11 protein-coding genes are annotated in these 15,478 nt (G+C 70.1%); 7 read left to right on the plus strand and 4 right to left on the minus strand.

All coding sequences use genetic code 11. The annotated features are described in order from the left end of the window. Positions 1–30 precede the first annotated feature (30 nt). Genes tgt through ruvB form a run of 3 tightly spaced genes read right to left on the minus strand, consistent with a single transcriptional unit; the run spans position 31 to position 3,574 of the window. On the minus strand, positions 31–1,170 hold the full coding sequence (gene tgt, locus Pla133_RS10345; RefSeq protein WP_145064862.1) for a tRNA guanosine(34) transglycosylase Tgt: 1,140 nt from the start codon (positions 1,168–1,170) through the stop codon (positions 31–33). A 2-nt stretch (positions 1,171–1,172) separates the two neighbouring features. Next, complete coding sequence (locus Pla133_RS10350) at positions 1,173–2,456, minus strand: SpoIID/LytB domain-containing protein (RefSeq protein ID WP_145064864.1); 1,284 nt, start codon at positions 2,454–2,456, stop codon at positions 1,173–1,175. Then, complete coding sequence (ruvB, locus tag Pla133_RS10355) at positions 2,453–3,574, minus strand: Holliday junction branch migration DNA helicase RuvB (RefSeq protein ID WP_145064866.1); 1,122 nt, start codon at positions 3,572–3,574, stop codon at positions 2,453–2,455. The genes Pla133_RS10350 and ruvB overlap by 4 nt, the downstream gene beginning before the upstream one ends. Before the next feature lie 712 nt (positions 3,575–4,286). Here ruvB and Pla133_RS10360 point away from each other — a divergent pair. From Pla133_RS10360 to mutL, 7 genes are all read left to right on the plus strand, one after another. Further along, positions 4,287–7,475, plus strand: a complete 3,189-nt coding sequence (locus Pla133_RS10360) for a YncE family protein (RefSeq protein WP_145064868.1) — start codon at positions 4,287–4,289, stop codon at positions 7,473–7,475. 233 nt (positions 7,476–7,708) lie between these two features. Next, positions 7,709–8,407 carry a ubiquinone/menaquinone biosynthesis methyltransferase gene (locus Pla133_RS10365; RefSeq protein WP_419192339.1) on the plus strand — a complete coding sequence of 233 codons (699 nt, stop codon included), beginning with the start codon at positions 7,709–7,711 and terminating at the stop codon, positions 8,405–8,407. Continuing rightward, the gene (locus Pla133_RS10370; protein ID WP_145064870.1) at positions 8,404–9,225 is read left to right on the plus strand and encodes a CPBP family glutamic-type intramembrane protease; all 822 of its coding nucleotides are present in this window, start codon (positions 8,404–8,406) and stop codon (positions 9,223–9,225) included. Before Pla133_RS10365 ends, Pla133_RS10370 begins: the two co-directional genes overlap by 4 nt. A gap of 34 nt (positions 9,226–9,259) precedes the next feature. Continuing rightward, positions 9,260–9,964, plus strand: a complete 705-nt coding sequence (locus Pla133_RS10375) for a UbiX family flavin prenyltransferase (protein ID WP_145064872.1) — start codon at positions 9,260–9,262, stop codon at positions 9,962–9,964. Next, a complete protein-coding gene (locus Pla133_RS10380) occupies positions 9,961–10,845 on the plus strand; it encodes a UbiA-like polyprenyltransferase (RefSeq protein WP_419192340.1) in 885 nt (294 codons plus the stop codon). Before Pla133_RS10375 ends, Pla133_RS10380 begins: the two co-directional genes overlap by 4 nt. Continuing rightward, positions 10,845–11,972, plus strand: a complete 1,128-nt coding sequence (holA, locus tag Pla133_RS10385; protein WP_145064874.1) for a DNA polymerase III subunit delta — start codon at positions 10,845–10,847, stop codon at positions 11,970–11,972. The genes Pla133_RS10380 and holA overlap by 1 nt, the downstream gene beginning before the upstream one ends. Positions 11,973–11,984: 12 nt before the next feature. Then, a complete protein-coding gene (mutL, locus tag Pla133_RS10390) occupies positions 11,985–13,934 on the plus strand; it encodes a DNA mismatch repair endonuclease MutL (protein WP_145064876.1) in 1,950 nt (649 codons plus the stop codon). 67 nt (positions 13,935–14,001) lie between these two features. On the opposite strand, the gene Pla133_RS10395 is transcribed toward mutL, so the two are convergent. Next, positions 14,002–15,087 carry a hypothetical protein gene (locus tag Pla133_RS10395; protein ID WP_145064878.1) on the minus strand — a complete coding sequence of 362 codons (1,086 nt, stop codon included), beginning with the start codon at positions 15,085–15,087 and terminating at the stop codon, positions 14,002–14,004. Positions 15,088–15,478: the final 391 nt, after the last annotated feature.

Raw genomic sequence — 15,478 nt, forward strand, 5'->3', positions numbered from 1 at the left:
GACCGCACAGGCGGCCGAGCAGACGATCTGCTAGGCCGTCGTCCGTTGGATTGCGCCCAGGATCTCTTCGCGCAGGGCCACGAAGGTGCCGCCCTCGATCGCGGCGCGCATGCGCTCCATCATGCGATGGAAGTAGCGCACGTTGTGGATGCTGAGCAGCACCCCGGCCAGCATCTCGCCGGTCGTGCACAGATGTCGGATGTAGGCGCGGCTGAAGCGCTGGCACACGGGACAATCGCAGTCCCCGTCGAGGGGGGCTCCGTCCCTGGCCCAACGCTGGTTGCGGAGGTTGATCCGACCGATGGGGGTATAGGCCTGGTGGTTGCGGCCGTGGCGCGTGGGCGTCACGCAGTCGAACAGGTCGACCCCCTCGGAGACCGCCAGGAAGAAGTCCTGGGGGGTTCCGACTCCCATCAAGTAGCGCGGCTTGTCGGCTGGCAGGTGGGGCGCAGCAGCCGCCACGGCCGATCGCACGGACTCGCGATCCTCACCGACAGAAACACCGCCGATCGCGTATCCGGGCAGGTCGTGGGCCACGACGGCGTCCACGGACCGGCGCCGCAGGTCTTCGAAGGCACCCCCTTGGCAGATCCCGAACAGGGCCTGGGGACCGTGCGGGGAGTCCTGGCTGCGGAAGTGCTCGACGCAGCGATCGAGCCAGCGGTGGGTGCGGCCGGTCGCGGCCTCCACCTCCGCGCGGTTGGTCGGATCGGAGGGGCAGTGGTCGAAGGCCATGATCACGTCGGCGCCCAGGGCGCGCTCGATGTCGATCACCGATTCGGGGTTGAGCAGCACGGGATCGCCGTCGACCACCGAACGCAGGACGGCACCGTGCTCGGTGACCTTGGTCAGGTGCTTCAGGCTGAAGACCTGGAAGCCGCCGGAGTCGGTCAGGATCGGGCCGTTCCAGCCCATGAAGCGGTGCAGGCCGCCGAGCTCCGACACGACGTCCTCACCCGGACGCAGATGCAGGTGGTAGGTGTTGGCCAGCACCATCTGCGAGCCGATCACCTCGAGCACATCCGGCGTGATGCCCTTGACCGTGGCCTTGGTGCCGACCGGCATGAAGGCGGGTGTGTCGACCGGGCCGTGGGGCGTGTGAAAGCGACCGCGACGCGCGCCGGTCTCGGCGCAGGTGGCGATCAGCTCGTAGGAGAAGTCGTCGCTCAAGGTCAAAGGGGGTCCAAGGCCGACAGGTCGGCGATCGAAGCGCCGGCGTAGTAGTGGGCGAGGATGCGTCGCGAGGTCCAGCCATCGTCCGCCAGGTCGCGCGCGCCCCGTTGGCAGAGTCCGACCCCGTGCCCGGAGCCGAAGCCGTCGAGGCGCATGCCGCCGGTGATCGAGCTGCCGCTGCGCGGCCAGGTGGAGTGAATGCGACCGCTCTTGACCTTCGACCAGCCGATCTGGCGGCGCAGGTCGACCATCGACATCTCGCTGCGACCGCGGTCGCCGACCAGGGCTACGCCCAACCAGCGGCCCGTCGCGTCGACCCTGCTGGGCTCGAGGAAGCGCAGTTGCGCTCCGACGCCGGCCTTCGCGGCCAAGGCACCCAACTCCGCAGGCGTGGCGGTGTAGGCCCAGTAGAGGTCCGAGGTCCCCGGCGGAAGCTCGGCAGCGCCGCGCGACAAGGCGGCGATTGCCGCGGCGGCGTCGGTGGAGCAGCCGATGCAGGGCCGTGGAAGTTGGGCGGGGGCCACGGGAGCGCCGAAGACGTCTACGAAGGAAGCGGTGCTTCCGCCACAGGCTCCGTGGAACCGGGCGTCGACGACCCGGCGGGCCACGGACAGGACCTGGCCGCGCGTACTGTCGATGGCCGCGCGCAGACGCTGGTCGATGCCCCGGTTGCGGGCGGCGGCGTCGGGTTCGAAGGTGCCCCGGTAGGCCTGGTCGAGCACCCCGTCGATCAGCGTCGGGCGGCCCCGCCGCGCGCGGTCAGCGAGACTGGCAACGGCGTAGGAGCGCGCGGCGATGGCTTGGGCCTCGAGCAGTGCCGGCGGCGCGCTCCAGAGCACGACCTCGGCCGCCACGACGCCTTCGACGTAGTCCTCCAGGTCGAGCCACGCGGTGACGCGTAACCCACCGTTCGGCGCCGGCTCCACGCACAGGGGGCCCGGATAGAGGCGGCCGTTGATGCGCCATCCGTCGCTGCCGCGGGCGGGCTCGAGCACGTGGAAGGGCGCGCGACGCAGATCGCTGCCGTCGACGGCGGACCCCTGACGCCAGAGCTCGACGCGCTCGCCGCCCGACTCGAGGGCGACCGAGACTCGCCCGTCGAGGTCTGAGATCCTCAGGGGGACCCGACGCGTGCTGCTCCAGGGGTCCGGCGGGACGGCGGACTCCGCACGCACGATCGAGCCGACGCCGGGCGGGCTCAGGCTCCCGGCGATACACGCCCCGGTGGTCAGTCCTGCGAGCAGCACCAGCGCACTCGCGGCGATCGATCTGCGCTCGCTCACGGGGACGCGGTACCGCCCGACCCGGGCGCTTGGGTGTCAGGCTCGACACCAATGGCACGGCAGCCGTCCGCCGTCGCGACCCGACCGCGGGCCGTGCGGTGCAGGAACCCGAGCCTGAGCAGGTGGGGCTCGAAGACGTCCTCGATGGTGTCCTCGGCCTCGCCCACCGCCGCAGCCAGGGTCTTGAGGCCGATCGGAGTCGAGCCGTTGCGGGCCAGCACGTGGAGGATGCGCCGGTCGAGTTCCTCGAGCCCGTGGGCGTCGACCCCGATGCGGGTCATGGTCTCGTCGGCCAGGGTGGCGCTGAGTCGGCGCTCCTGGCGGACCTGGCCGAGGTCGCGCACGCGGCGCAGGAAGCGGTTCGCGACCCGCGGTGTGCCGCGTGCGCGGCTGGCCAAGAGGGTCGCTGCGTCTGGCTCGAGCTCGACGCCCAAGAGCCGCGCCGAGCGCTCGAGGATCCGAACCAGATCCTCGGTGGGGTAGGGGTCCAGGCGCTCGAGCAGGCCGAAGCGGGCCCGGAAGGGGCTGCTGAGCAGGCCCTCGCGGGTGGTTGCGCCGACCAGGGTGAAGCGCTCGACGGTGAGCGGGATGACCCGGGCGTGGGGCCCCTCGTTGAGGGTGAACTCGACCCGGAAGTCCTCCATCGCGCCGTAGAGGTACTCCTCCACGCCCGCCGGGACCCTGTGGATCTCGTCGATGAAGAGCAGGTCGCCCCGTTGCAGCTGGGTCAGGATCCCGACCAGGTCCTTGGGGCGTTCGAGGGCCGGCCCGCTGGTGGCGTGCAGGTGGGTCCCCAGCTCGGCCGCCAGGATCCGCGCCAGGCTGGTCTTGCCCAGCCCCGGGGGGCCGGCCAGGAGCAGGTGGTCGGGACTCTCACCCCGGCCTTTGGCGGCCTGCAGGGCCACGCGCAGGTTCTCGACGGCCCGCCGCTGACCCACGAATTCGTCCAGGCTGCGGGGCCGCAGGCCGAAGTCCTCCTCGCCCTCGCCGAGCAGCGTGGCCGGGTCGGTCCAATGCCCCTCGGGCGGGGAAGTGGCCTCACCCGCGGACCCCGCCGCGGGGGCCGGGGTCCACTCGCGGCGGTGCCCGCCGTCCTCGGTGCCCCTTGATTGGCTCATGGGGGGCGATCGTAGCCAGCGGATGGGCCGGCTCCTCGCCCCCGGACGCCATTTCGGCTCGGGCGGGGCCGGACGCCGATCGCAGCCGTCCGGGTGCCAGGGCGGATGCGAGAAACAGGAACTCGGGCGAGGGGTGACCGGGCCGGTCGCGGCAGCTAAACTCCGACCGCTCCGTCGCTTTGGTCCGGTGAGGTCTGGTGCGTTCGCGTCCTGACCCCGCTCGCGGACGTGCGACTACGCACACCCCACCTGTGCCCCTATGGGTTCTTCGGCCTCCCGCGCATCGCTGGCGGGAACGAAGCGACCCGGAAGGGTGCGACCCGTTCACTGAGAATCAACTCCAACTCCTTCCCCCAAAGGGAGTTGGGCACGCGTATCGGTCCTCGGCCCGCAATGGCCGCTGGGCTGGCACGCCCCTTGTCCTGTATCCAGCGACGGCCCCTTCTCCAGACCGGACCTCGGCACGAAGTCGGGGTTCGATCCACCTACCGGTGGAGCCCGCCGCTGGGTTCCGCTCCGAGTTCCCAATCCGATTCGCTTGGCCCCTCGATCCGACCGGGATCGAAGCCAAGACCCGGTCCTCGCGGTCCGCATCGTCACTCGCTGGCGATCGGCCACGGCGGCCGCGAATCGTGGTCGGGTGCGAGGGGTGCCCCGGACTCGCAACATCCCCACTTTCGACATGCGACTCGACCTGTATCGAGCACCCGTCATGAACGATCCCCACGTCGAGCTCTTCGGCGCGCCCGCGCGCTCCATTTCGCTGGCGGTCCTCGCCGGCTCGGCCGCCCTGTTCCTCGGGGCCTGCGGCGGCGGAAGCTCGTCCGGTTCGAGTGCGACCAAGGACATGCAGATCCTCGAGGTCAGCAACGGCTTCGGGCTCATGCTCCCGCACCGAGTGCTGAAACTCGAGAACGGCGTGCCCAGCCAGCAAGTCTTGGCGATCCGCTCGATCGGCGACCTGATGGCCAACGTCACGCCGACCAACCCGGTCATGCCGGTGACGGCCTGGGACGAGAACCCGGTCCTGCCGACGGGGGCTCCGGGCAACCACTTCATCTATGCCCGCTTCACCCAGCCGATCGACCTGAACTCGGTCTTCGCGCCGGGTTCGGCGATCACCTCGGACCTGAGCGGTAGCGTCTCGATCGTCGCCACCGACCCGGCTACGGCCACGTCGCAGTCGATCTCGGTGCGCGCATTCGTGGGCGGCATCACCGCCGACACGGGCGCCGGCGACGGTTCGCTCAGCTTCGTCAAGTGGGTCGGCAAGGACGCCGGCAAGCCGGTCGCTCTGGACGTCGAGGGCGAGCAGCCGGGCTTCGGCTTCCCCGGGACCGACGGCAGCTTCCCTGGCGACGTCGACCTGGTGCGCGCCGACACGCTGGTGATCGTGGCGGACTCGGACGACGACCTGTCGACCTACGAGACCTTCCCGGCGGGGCTGCAGATCGCCCTGACCCTCGGCGTCGGTGTGCGCAGCACGACCGGCAACGCCCTGCAGGCGACGGGCGTCGGCGTGGCCAGCGGCACGGTGGGCATCGACCAGATCCGGCCCGAGGTGGGCATCGACCTCTCCGGCGCGGGCTCCTTCCCGCAGATCACGCCGGGTGGCGGGGCGATCGAGGTCGATCCGCAGACCAGCATCAAGATCAAGCTCACCGAGGCGATCCAGCCGACCACGCTCGGTCCGCTCGACAACGGCCAGCCGGCCGGGGTCGGTTCCGCGGTCCTGGTGACCTTCGGTCCCGATGCTTCGAAGACCACGGTGCCCTTCACCGTGCGGCCCTTCAGCCCCTTCGACCTGACGACTTTCGAACTGATCCCGGGCTTCTCCTTCCCGGGCACCGGTCCGACGATCGCCTCCTGCGGCACGTTCAGTCGCGTCGACATCTCGATCACGACCCAGCAGATCGGTGACCTGACCGCGAACGTCAACGCCCAGGCGGCGAACACCTTCTTCGAGACAGGCCAGGGTCCGGGTCTGATCAACGCACCGGTGGCGCCCGACGTGGTCTACATCGGCCGCACGGGTTCGGTCCCCGGTATCTCGGTGATCGACCTCAACGGCTTCGGTGGTGGCACCGGAAACCCGACCTACGACGAGTTCAACCCGATCGTTCTGGGCAACTCGAACTTCCCGAACAACCCGAACGTCAAGACCCAGGGCAACCTGCTGCTGCCGCCGCTGCAGCCGGGGACCTGCACGTTCAACGGGGGCTCCCAGGGCGTCTTCACCCTGGCGCTCGACAGCTCGCTGAACGACAAGCTGATTCGCCCGCCGCTGATCGACTCGGTCGGCGACATGGCGATCGGCCAGCCCCTGGACGTGAACTTCAACAACGGGCCGCCGCCCTTCGGTTGCCAGGCCGGCTTCCCGAACGTCTGCGCCTCGAGTGGTCTCAAGCAGCCCACGCCGGTCGTCGGCAACTTCGGCTTGTCGCCGTCCCAGCCGGGTCAGTTCAGCTCGGTGCCCCCGGGCGCCGGCAACTTGATCGCCTGGGCTCCGCACCCCAACCCTCCGCCGCTGATCTTCCCGCCGCCGTGCATTTCGCCCTTCATCGGCGGACAAGAGCCGACGTCGGTCGAGGTCACGGGCTCGGGCGCCCTGGGTCTGACCCTCTCGAACCTGCTGCCGCCCCTGGGCGATCCCTTCGGTAACCCCGCGAACGGCATCCCGCCCAGCGGTCTGCTCGGCACCGAGCAGAACGCCTTCTTCGTCGGCCCCTCCCTGCCGGCTGCGTCGGTCTCGAGCTGCTCGGCCTACCAGATCCGTCAGCAGGTCGGCCACTTCCTCTACATGATCGATCGGGTCAGTAGCGAGGTCGTGGTGATCAACTCGAACCGCTTCACGGTCATCGACCGGATCTCGCTGCCGGATCCCACCAGCATGGCCATGTCGCCCAACGCCGACTTGCTGGCGGTGACCAACCGGACGGCGAACATCGTGTCGCTGATCGACATCGACCCGAAGTCGTCGGCGACCTTCCACAAGGTCGTGGCTTCGATCCCGGTCGGCAAGGGTCCGAGCGGCATCGCCTGGCAGCCGGACAACGAGGACATCCTCGTCTGCAACGAGCTGGGCAACTCGGTGTCGGTGATCAACACCTTCTCCCTGCAGGTCCGCAAGACTCTCAACACCTCCCTCAGCAGCCCCTTCGAGGTCTGCATCGGGCAGCGTCAGATCCCGGGCATCAGCATGTCGCGGGGGGTCTACTTCGCCTTCATCCTGATGCGGAACAACCGCGTCGCGGTGTACGAGTCGGGTCCCGACGGCATCAATGGCATCGGCGCGGACAACGTGGTCGGCCAGGTGCCCCTGGAGTTCAACGCTCCCAAGGGCATCTTCATCGACACGCCGCTGTTGACCGACGGCTTCTACGTGCTGCACGAAGGCAAGCTCGATCCGGTCACCGGTCAAGTGGTCGGATCCGGTGGTGCGCTGACGCAGATCAACCTGGAAGGTGCCATCGGTATCCTTCCGCTGGTCACCTCGCAGACGGCCGTGACGGTCCAGTCGCGCGACCTGGAATTCAAGGTCCGCGCTTCGGTCGGTGCCGGTGGTTCGGGGGGCATGACCGGCGTTCCGGTCGACCTGGCCTTCGACAACATGGTCAACCTGGGCGGCACTGCCGGCCTGACCACGACCTTCTCGCCGGGCATCGTGACGCCGGTCAACAGCAAGTCCGTTGTCAGTCTGGTCGGCGGGGGGCCGCGACGCTCGGTGAGCCCGCGCTTCGTCTTCCTCGCGATCCCCAACTCGAGCGAGGGCACCGGCGCGGTGGACGTGCTCGAGATCGGCAGCGGTCTGCAGCGCTTCGACGTGAACGCCTTCGAGCCCGGTACGCAGTCGATCCGCGCCTCGGGTGCGACCTTCCTCTGCGACTACTGGCGCCAGTAGGCACCTGGCGGGTCGGGCGGCTGGACCGGTTCTCCGGGTCGGTGAGGGCGCTTGATCGGCTCAGTTGAACCCAGCGGACGGCGAGCTTCCCTCGGGGGAAGTTCGCCGTTCTGCATTGGGGGAGGTGGGGCCGCGGAAGAGTTCCCACCGAACCCGCCATGATCGGCGGAGGCGGGGTCGAACCGCGGGCCATTGCGGCGCACACTAGGGCTCGGCGATCCGGTCCCAGATCCATGCCCGACCCCTCCCAAGTGCGTCCGATGTTCGGGCGCATCGCCCGTCACTACGACCTGTTGAACTGGCTTCTGACGGCCGGCATCGACCGGCGTTGGCGTGCAGCCGCGGTCGAGGCGGCAGGTCCCCTGGAGGGTGCGGTGGCGGTCGACGCCTGCTGTGGGACTGGCGATCTGACCCTGGCCCTGGCCGGGGCCGGGGCGCGGACCATCGGCGTCGACTTCACGCCCCAGATGCTCACGCGCGCGCGCACGAAGTGCAGCGAGCGCCGCTTCATGCAGGGCGATGCGCTGAAGCTGCCCGTGGCCGACGGCCGCGCCGACGTCTCGACGGTTGCCTTCGGCATCCGCAACGTGGCGGACCGGCTGGAGGGGCTGCGGGAAATGACTCGAGTGGTCAGGCCGGGTGGTCGGGTGGTGGTACTCGAGCTCTCGACGCCTCCCGGTGCCGTTCTTGGCGGGCTCTATCGGCTCTACTTCACTCGCATCCTGCCGCTGATCGGCAAGCTGATCTCCGGCGATGGGGGGGCCTACCGCTACCTGCCCGAGACGGTGCTGGCCTGGCCCAAGCCCGAGGAATTCGCGCGTGAGATGGCCCAGGCCGGCCTGGTCGACGTCGAGTACCGCCTGCTCACTCGGGGCATCTGCGCGCTCCACGTTGGACGTCGCCCTCAGATGGCAGAGGTGGTCCAAGCATGACGCCCCTCTTCTCCGTCCTGGCGGATGATGACGAGTTCGAGGAGGAGTACGACGAGCGTCCCTCGGCGTCGATCGCCCTCGGTCTGTTGGCCACGGTACCGCTGCTGCTCTGCTACGAGGCCGCAGTCGGGACGGCCGGAAGCCGGAGTCGCAACATCGCCGAGGTCGTCCTCTCGGCCCCTTTCACGATCCTCGCGCCCCACGAGCACCTCCTGCGCGTCCTGCTCTGGATGGCAGTCGCTGTGGCCGCGGCGGTGGCTGCCCATAGGCGGCTCGGCCACCTGGGTCCGCCCCTGATGCGGGTGGGGGTGGAGGGAGCCATCGGCGCCCTGGTCCTCGGTCCCGCCCTGATCCTCGCGGCGTCCCTGTTCGGAACGGCCGCGCCAGCCCTGCCCCTCAACGAGTGGTACCCCGATCGAGCTCCCGACCTGGCGGCCGTCGGCTTCCTGGCCGGGGGCGGCGCCTACGAGGAGCTCGTCTTCCGGCTGGGCGGCTTCAGCCTGGTATTCCTCGTCGTGCGTCACCTGATCAGCTTCTTCGGCGCGCCCTTGGTTGCTGCCCGATGGGTGGCTGAGGTCGCCGCCACAGTTGGCTCGGCCGTGCTCTTCGCCGCCTTCCACTTCGAGCTGGCGACCCGCTGGTTGGGCTGGCGCGGCGACGCCTTCGACGCGGGGAGGTTCTTCTGGTACGTGCTGGCCGGACTGCTGCTCTGCGCGCTGTTCCGCTGGCGCGGTCTGGGGGTGGCCGCCTGGACCCACGGCCTGTTCAACGCGGCGATGATTCTTGGCGCCGGCCCGGGTGTCCTGCGCGGGCACTGACCGTCCGCCTCTTCGCCAGCCCGTTCAAATGACCATGTCAGACTCGAAGGAACGAACCGATCGCCGCAGCGTCTTCGTAGGCCTCACCGGAGGGTCCGGTCACGCCTACGCCGAGCGTCTGATCGTCGAGCTGGTGCGACTGGGCTGCGACGTCTCCCTGTCGATCACGCCCGCCGGCGCGAAGGTCTTGCGCCACGAACTCGGCGTCGAGGCTGGCGTGGCCGGCGAACTCCTGCCGGCCGCCCTGGTGGGTTGGCTCGGCTCCGAGATCGCCCCGCACGTGCGCGCCTTCGCCTCCGAAGCGGTCGAAGCGCCGCCGTCGTCGGGCACCTCCCTGACCGGCGGGGTCGTGCTCTGTCCCTGCAGCATGGGCACCCTGGCTCGTGTCGCCGTCGGCTTCAGTTCGAACCTCGTCGAGCGCGCCGCCGACGTGGCCTTGAAGGAGCGCCGCAACCTGATCCTGGTGCCGCGCGAGACGCCCCTGTCCGAGGTGCACCTGGAGAACATGCTGCGCCTGGCGCGGATGGGTGCGACGATCCTGCCCGCCATGCCGGGCTTCTACCATCGCCCCCGCGACCTCGACGACCTGGTCGGGCACGTGGTCGGCAAGATCCTCGATCGACTCGGATTGGCCCACGGAGTCGGCGCTCGGTGGCGCGGACTTCCCGACGAACCCGCCGATCCCGCCGGCTTCGATCCGCCGGCGCCGCTGGAGTTCGGCGACGGGAGGCGACCGTGATAGCGGCGCTCTCCGACCACCTACGGCTGGTCAAGTTCAGCCACTCGATCTTCGCCCTGCCCTTCGCCCTGGCGAGCGCCTGGGTCGCGGCCGGCGGTCCGCCCAGCGCGCGGTTGGGTGCCTTGGTCGTGGTCTGCGCCGTTGCGGCCCGAACTGCAGCCATGGGCTTCAATCGGCTGGTGGATCGGCACATCGACGCCAAGAACCCGCGCACCATCGGACGCGAGCTACCCAGCGGCAAGCTCACCCCCGCGCAGGTCGGGGCCCTGGTGCTGATGAGTTGCGCCGTGTTCGTGATCGCCGCGATCGCCCTCAATCCCCTGGCGGGGCAGCTCTCCCCGGTGGTCCTCGCCGTGCTCTTGGGCTACTCGTTCGCGAAACGCTTCACTTGGGCCGTGCACCTATGGCTCGGGCTCTCGCTGGCGCTCGCACCCCTGGGAGCCTGGGTCGCCGTGCGCGGCAACCTGGAGGGCGATCTCCTCGCGCCCCTGGCCCTGGCGGGCGCGGTCCTGACTTGGGTCGCGGGCTTCGACCTGATCTACGCCTGCCAGGACGCGGCTTTCGACCGTGGTCAAGGTCTGCATTCGATCCCCGCGCGCTTTGGCGTGTCGCGTGCGCTGAGCCTCTCGTCTCTGCTCCACGTCGCCACCGCCCTGCTGCTCGTCGCCTTCGGGTGGAGCGCCGGACTCGGCATCGCCTTCGCTCTCGCGTTGCTGGTCACCGGTTCGCTGCTTGTCTGGCAGCACCGCTTGGTTCGGCCGGACGACTTGTCGCGAGTCGACATGGCCTTCTTCTCCCTCAACGGTTGGATCGGTCTGCTGCTCTTCGTGGGCGTGGCCGTCGACCTCGCCCTGGGCTCCGGCATCCAGGGAGTGCACTGATGGCCACCGCGAAGAAGCGAGAGTCCCCGCCCCACGTCCAAGTGGCGGCGTTCGAGAAGTCCCTGGCTGTCGCGTCGCAGCTCGCCGCCGGCTATTTGGTGCGCGGCGACGAGGGGTACTTCCGTCGCCGAGTCCTCGATGCCCTGCGTTCGCGGAGCGAGGCCTTGGACGTCGAAGTCGTCGTGCACGACGCCTCGGATCCGGACTTCGACCCCCAGGTCCTGCTCGGCGACCTGGCGACCCCGCCGATGTTCGCGAGCGCCCAGCTCATCATCGCCCGCGAGGTCGACGGCCTCTTGAAGAAGGTCGGCTCGAAGGATTCGCCCTTCGTGCGCGGGATCCTCTCGTTCCTCGAGCGCGCCGAGGCCGGCCGCTCGGTGGCGATCGCAGCCAACGCCATGCGAGCCGACCAGGCCATCGCCAAGCGCTTTGCGAAGCTCGAGCTCCCCAGCCTCTCCGTTCGGCGTCTGTGGGACTCGCCTCCGCCCTGGAACCCCGATCCGCGCCAGGTGGAGCTGGTGCAGTGGCTGGTGGCGCGCGCCCGCGAGCTCGGCGTGCGACTCGACCCGGACCAGGCCGTCTACGTGGTGGCAGCGACGGGCAACGACCTGGATGCGATCGAGGACCAGCTCGAGCGCCTGCGTCACGGCGGACAGCGTGCCCTGCAGGAGGTGATCCGTTGGCAGGCGGGGGGCTCGCCCTTCGCCGTGGCCGACCACCTGTGCCGCGGCGACCTGCCCCGCGCCGTGGACGCCATCGAATCCCTGTTCCAGGGCGGAATGACCGGGCGCGACGGCGGCAAGGTCGTCGACCGCGCGGCCCTGGGGGCCATCTTGATCGGCTCCCTCGCCCGCGGTGTTCGCCAGGGTCTGGCCGCGGCGCGGGACGTGGAGCGCGGTGTGCCCCCGGCGGGCGCCGCGGCCAAGGCCGGCGCCGGCGGGGAGCGGGCCAAGACCGAGCTATTGGAACGCCTGCGCCGCCGGCCCTCGGCGGCCGAGTGGGCGCGCATGCTCGAAGACCTCGCCGACGTGGACCGTCGCGCCAAGTCCGGCGCCGGGGTCGACGCTTCCGACTTCACCTCCCTGGCCCTGGCCTGGTCGGCTCCGGCCCAGCCCGGGCGGCGCTGATAGCATCCTCCCATGGCGACCGAGACCAACTCCGTGATCCGCGAGCTCCCTGAGGTCGTACGCAACCAGATCGCCGCGGGCGAAGTGGTCGAGCGCCCCGCGTCGGTGGTCAAGGAGCTGGTCGAGAACGCCCTCGACGCCGGCGCCCGGAACGTTCGGATCGACCTCGAAGAGGGCGGCGTGCGCCTGATCCGCGTCACCGACGATGGCTCGGGCATGGGGGCGACCGACCTGGCCCTGGCGCTCACGCCCCACGCGACCAGCAAGCTGCACGAGCTCGCCGACCTCGACCACATCGCTTCCCTGGGTTTCCGCGGTGAGGCCCTGGCCTCGATCGGCGCCGTGGCGCGGGTGCGGATCCTCAGTCGAACTGCGGACCTGTCGACGGGATTCGAGATCCGTGAGGAGGGCGGCAAGCGCAGTGAAGTTCACGAAGCCGGCGCGCCCCTGGGTACCTCGATCGAGGTGCGCGACCTGTTCTACAACACTCCCGCGCGACGTCGCTTCCTCAAGCGGACCCAGACCGAGCTCGGCCGCTGCCTCGACCTGATCCAACGCTTGGCCCTGGCCCACGTGGGCGTGGGCTTCGTCGCGACACACGACGGTAGGCGGCTCTACGACGTCGAGCCGGAGATGGACCTGCGCGACCGGGTCCGGCGCACCTTTGGCGCGGAGCTCGCGGACTCGCTGGTGCCGGTCGAGATCGTCGACGGGCCGATCCGACTCAGCGGCCTCGTCGCGCCGCCCCGCTTCGCTCGCCGGGACCAGTCGCGCCAGATGTGGTTCCTCAACGGGCGGCCCCTGCGCGACAAGGTGCTGACGAGGGTCGTCAAGGAGGGCTACCGGGGCTTCCTCGAGGAGGGGCGCCAACCGGCCGCGTTCCTGGCCCTCTCGATGCCCCCGGAGCGCGTCGACGTGAACGTGCACCCGATGAAGACCGAGGTGCGCTTCCGCGACGAGCGCCCCCTGTTCGGCTTCTTGGTCAACGCCCTACGCGCCGCGGTGGCGGAGACCGACATCGCGACTCCGGGCGAGAAGTTGTTGGGCTCCGCCGAGAAGCGCGGAGGCTGGACGCCCCCGACCGAGCATCCGGGCCAGCGTTGGCTACCGGCGTCGGGTGCGGTGGGTTGGTCCGGCGGTGGTTCTGGCGGTAGTTCTGGAAGCTCGAGCGGCGGATCTGGTGCCGGCGGACTGGCCCACCAACCCCCGCCCTTCCACCCTGGTGGACCGTCGTTCGAGCGCGGGGTTACACCTCAATCGCCGGATCGCTTGGAGGTCGTGGAGCTGCGGCCTCGCGAACAGGGAGCCGGTCCGGCTGTCTTGGGTCGCGCACCCCAGGCGGGGGGGCACGGGGCGAGTGGGTCGGACGGTTGGGCGCCGCGGGACGATTTCTCGGGGCCGTACTTGCAGGTGGCCAAGACTTACGTGGTGCGTGCGGTGCCGGAGGGCTTCGAGATCGTCGATCAGCATGCCTTGCACGAACGTCTGACCTACGAGGGTCTGCGCGAGGAGCTGCGACGCGGTTCGATCGCGGTTCAGCGGATGTTGGTGCCCGAAGTCGTCGAGTTAGGGGCGGACGAGGTCGCGCTGCTCGAGGAGCACTTGGAGGCCATCGCGCGCTTGGGGATCGAGTTGAGCGTCTTCGGGCCGGATGCGATTGCGGTCCAGGGACTACCGGCCCGACTGCGCAATCCTGATGCCGCGGGGATCGTGCGTGACCTGCTCGCGATCATGGGTACGCGCGGGAAGCTACCCGAGGCGGAGGACGTGCTCGAGGAGGTGTTGCACCGCACCGCCTGCCGCTCGTCGGTGATGGCCGGCGACGTGCTCGACCAGGGGCAGATGCGCGCCCTGCTCGAGCGGGCTGCGCAGCTCGAGACCGATCAGACCTGTCCACACGCCAGGCCGACACGGGTGCGGTTCACCATCGCCGACTTGGAACGGGCCTTCCACCGGCGGTAGCGCAGCATGGCGCGCAGCGCGCGGTCAGCACCCTCGCGCAGCACGCGACGACATCGATCAGCTCGACTCAGCGCCAAGGCGGCGGAATGAACTCGTGGCGCTCGAGGCCAGTGCTCAGGCGCGCATTGATCAGGTCGATCTCCTGGGCCGGCTGGTCGGAGTAGGCGCTGATCTCAGGCACGTGGGGCCAACGCTGGTAGACGTCCAGTCGCCACGGGACGTACAGCCCTGAATCGCGGCGAAACTCTCGCAGGCGGATGCAGTGCTCGACGACCTGCTCCGCGGGGTTGGCGGTGTCTGTGCCTCGAACTCCAGTGCCCGCTTCGTCCGTCTCGACGGCGCTCAGGACCAGCACCTCGGGCAGGTGGCTCTTGCGATCGATCCCGATCGCGACGCGGAACATCGGCTCTGCTTCCGCCTGCTCAGCGCTCGCGTCCGCCGGCGTTTGGGCGCCAGCCTCGGCTCCCGTCGGTCGGGAGGGGACCCGGCGCGGCGGCGTGCGGGGTGCCGGTTCGTCGTCGCCCTCGCGCCCGGGGGGCTCCGCCTGGAGCACGTTGAAGTCCGGCGTGACGACCTCGACCCAGTCGAGGAAGCGCGGGTTGAGTCCACGCACGTCGGGCAGGTTCGCGGGCGGCTCGGTGAGTTCAATCAGGCTCGCCAGGCGCACGCGATGGGGTGCGCTGAGGGCCAGGTAGTTCTTCGCCAGGGCGAGGGTCTGCTGCAGCATCCGTTGGTCGGAGGCGTACTCGCGACCGACCAGGCCCAGGAAGCTGCCGTCGCTCTCACGCAGCCAAGGACCGGCGGGGCCGATGCCGATGGCGCGCCTGGAGGGCAGCTCGAGGGCCAGGCAATCGGGCCGCAGGTAGCGCGCCTCGATTTGCAGGTCGTTGGTCTGCAGACCCGCGCGCGCGCGCAGGTCGAAGTGGATCTGGAAGCCCTCGATCGGCGTCGAGCGTCGCGCCGGCTCGCGCAGGGCATCAACCATGGCGCTCCACAGGGCCTGGGCCTCGGGGGGGCTGCCGGCGGGCAGGGCGCCGGGAACCAACTCCTGGGCGCCGGCTTCGGCGGCGGGTGCCTTGGCTTCGGAGGGGCTCTCTTGGGGCGGCGACTGCCCGACCAGAGCCAGGGCACAGCAGACGGCGGCGATCGACATGGCAAGCGAGGTTACGCGCGCCGGGATGAGACTGCGAGGCCGGATCGCATGCCAAGTGCTTGCCAAGGACGAGCCCCTCTCGGTCCCGTGCGCTCGAGCCCAGCGTGCTCATTCGGCGTCTTGCGCCCACCTATCGCCTCCGCGCGGCGCACGGTCGCGCGAACCGTCCTCCTCGCCGGGTCGAGGCCCGCCCGCGCAGAGAAGTCCGCCAGCGGCCGCTGGCGAGCGGGTCCGATGCACCGGCAGCGGCGCCAGGTTGCCGCTGGGGGCTCGACCGGGACGCTCGACGCTATCCGAGGGCCGTGCGCGGATCTCGATCGCCGCCGGCACCAGACCGCCAGTTGGACGCGCCCGGCGTGGATCCTGGCGACCGATTGAAGCTAGTGTCCTG

It is taken from the genome of Engelhardtia mirabilis (genome assembly GCF_007748095.1).
In the GTDB taxonomy this organism is placed as follows: domain Bacteria; phylum Planctomycetota; class UBA1135; order UBA1135.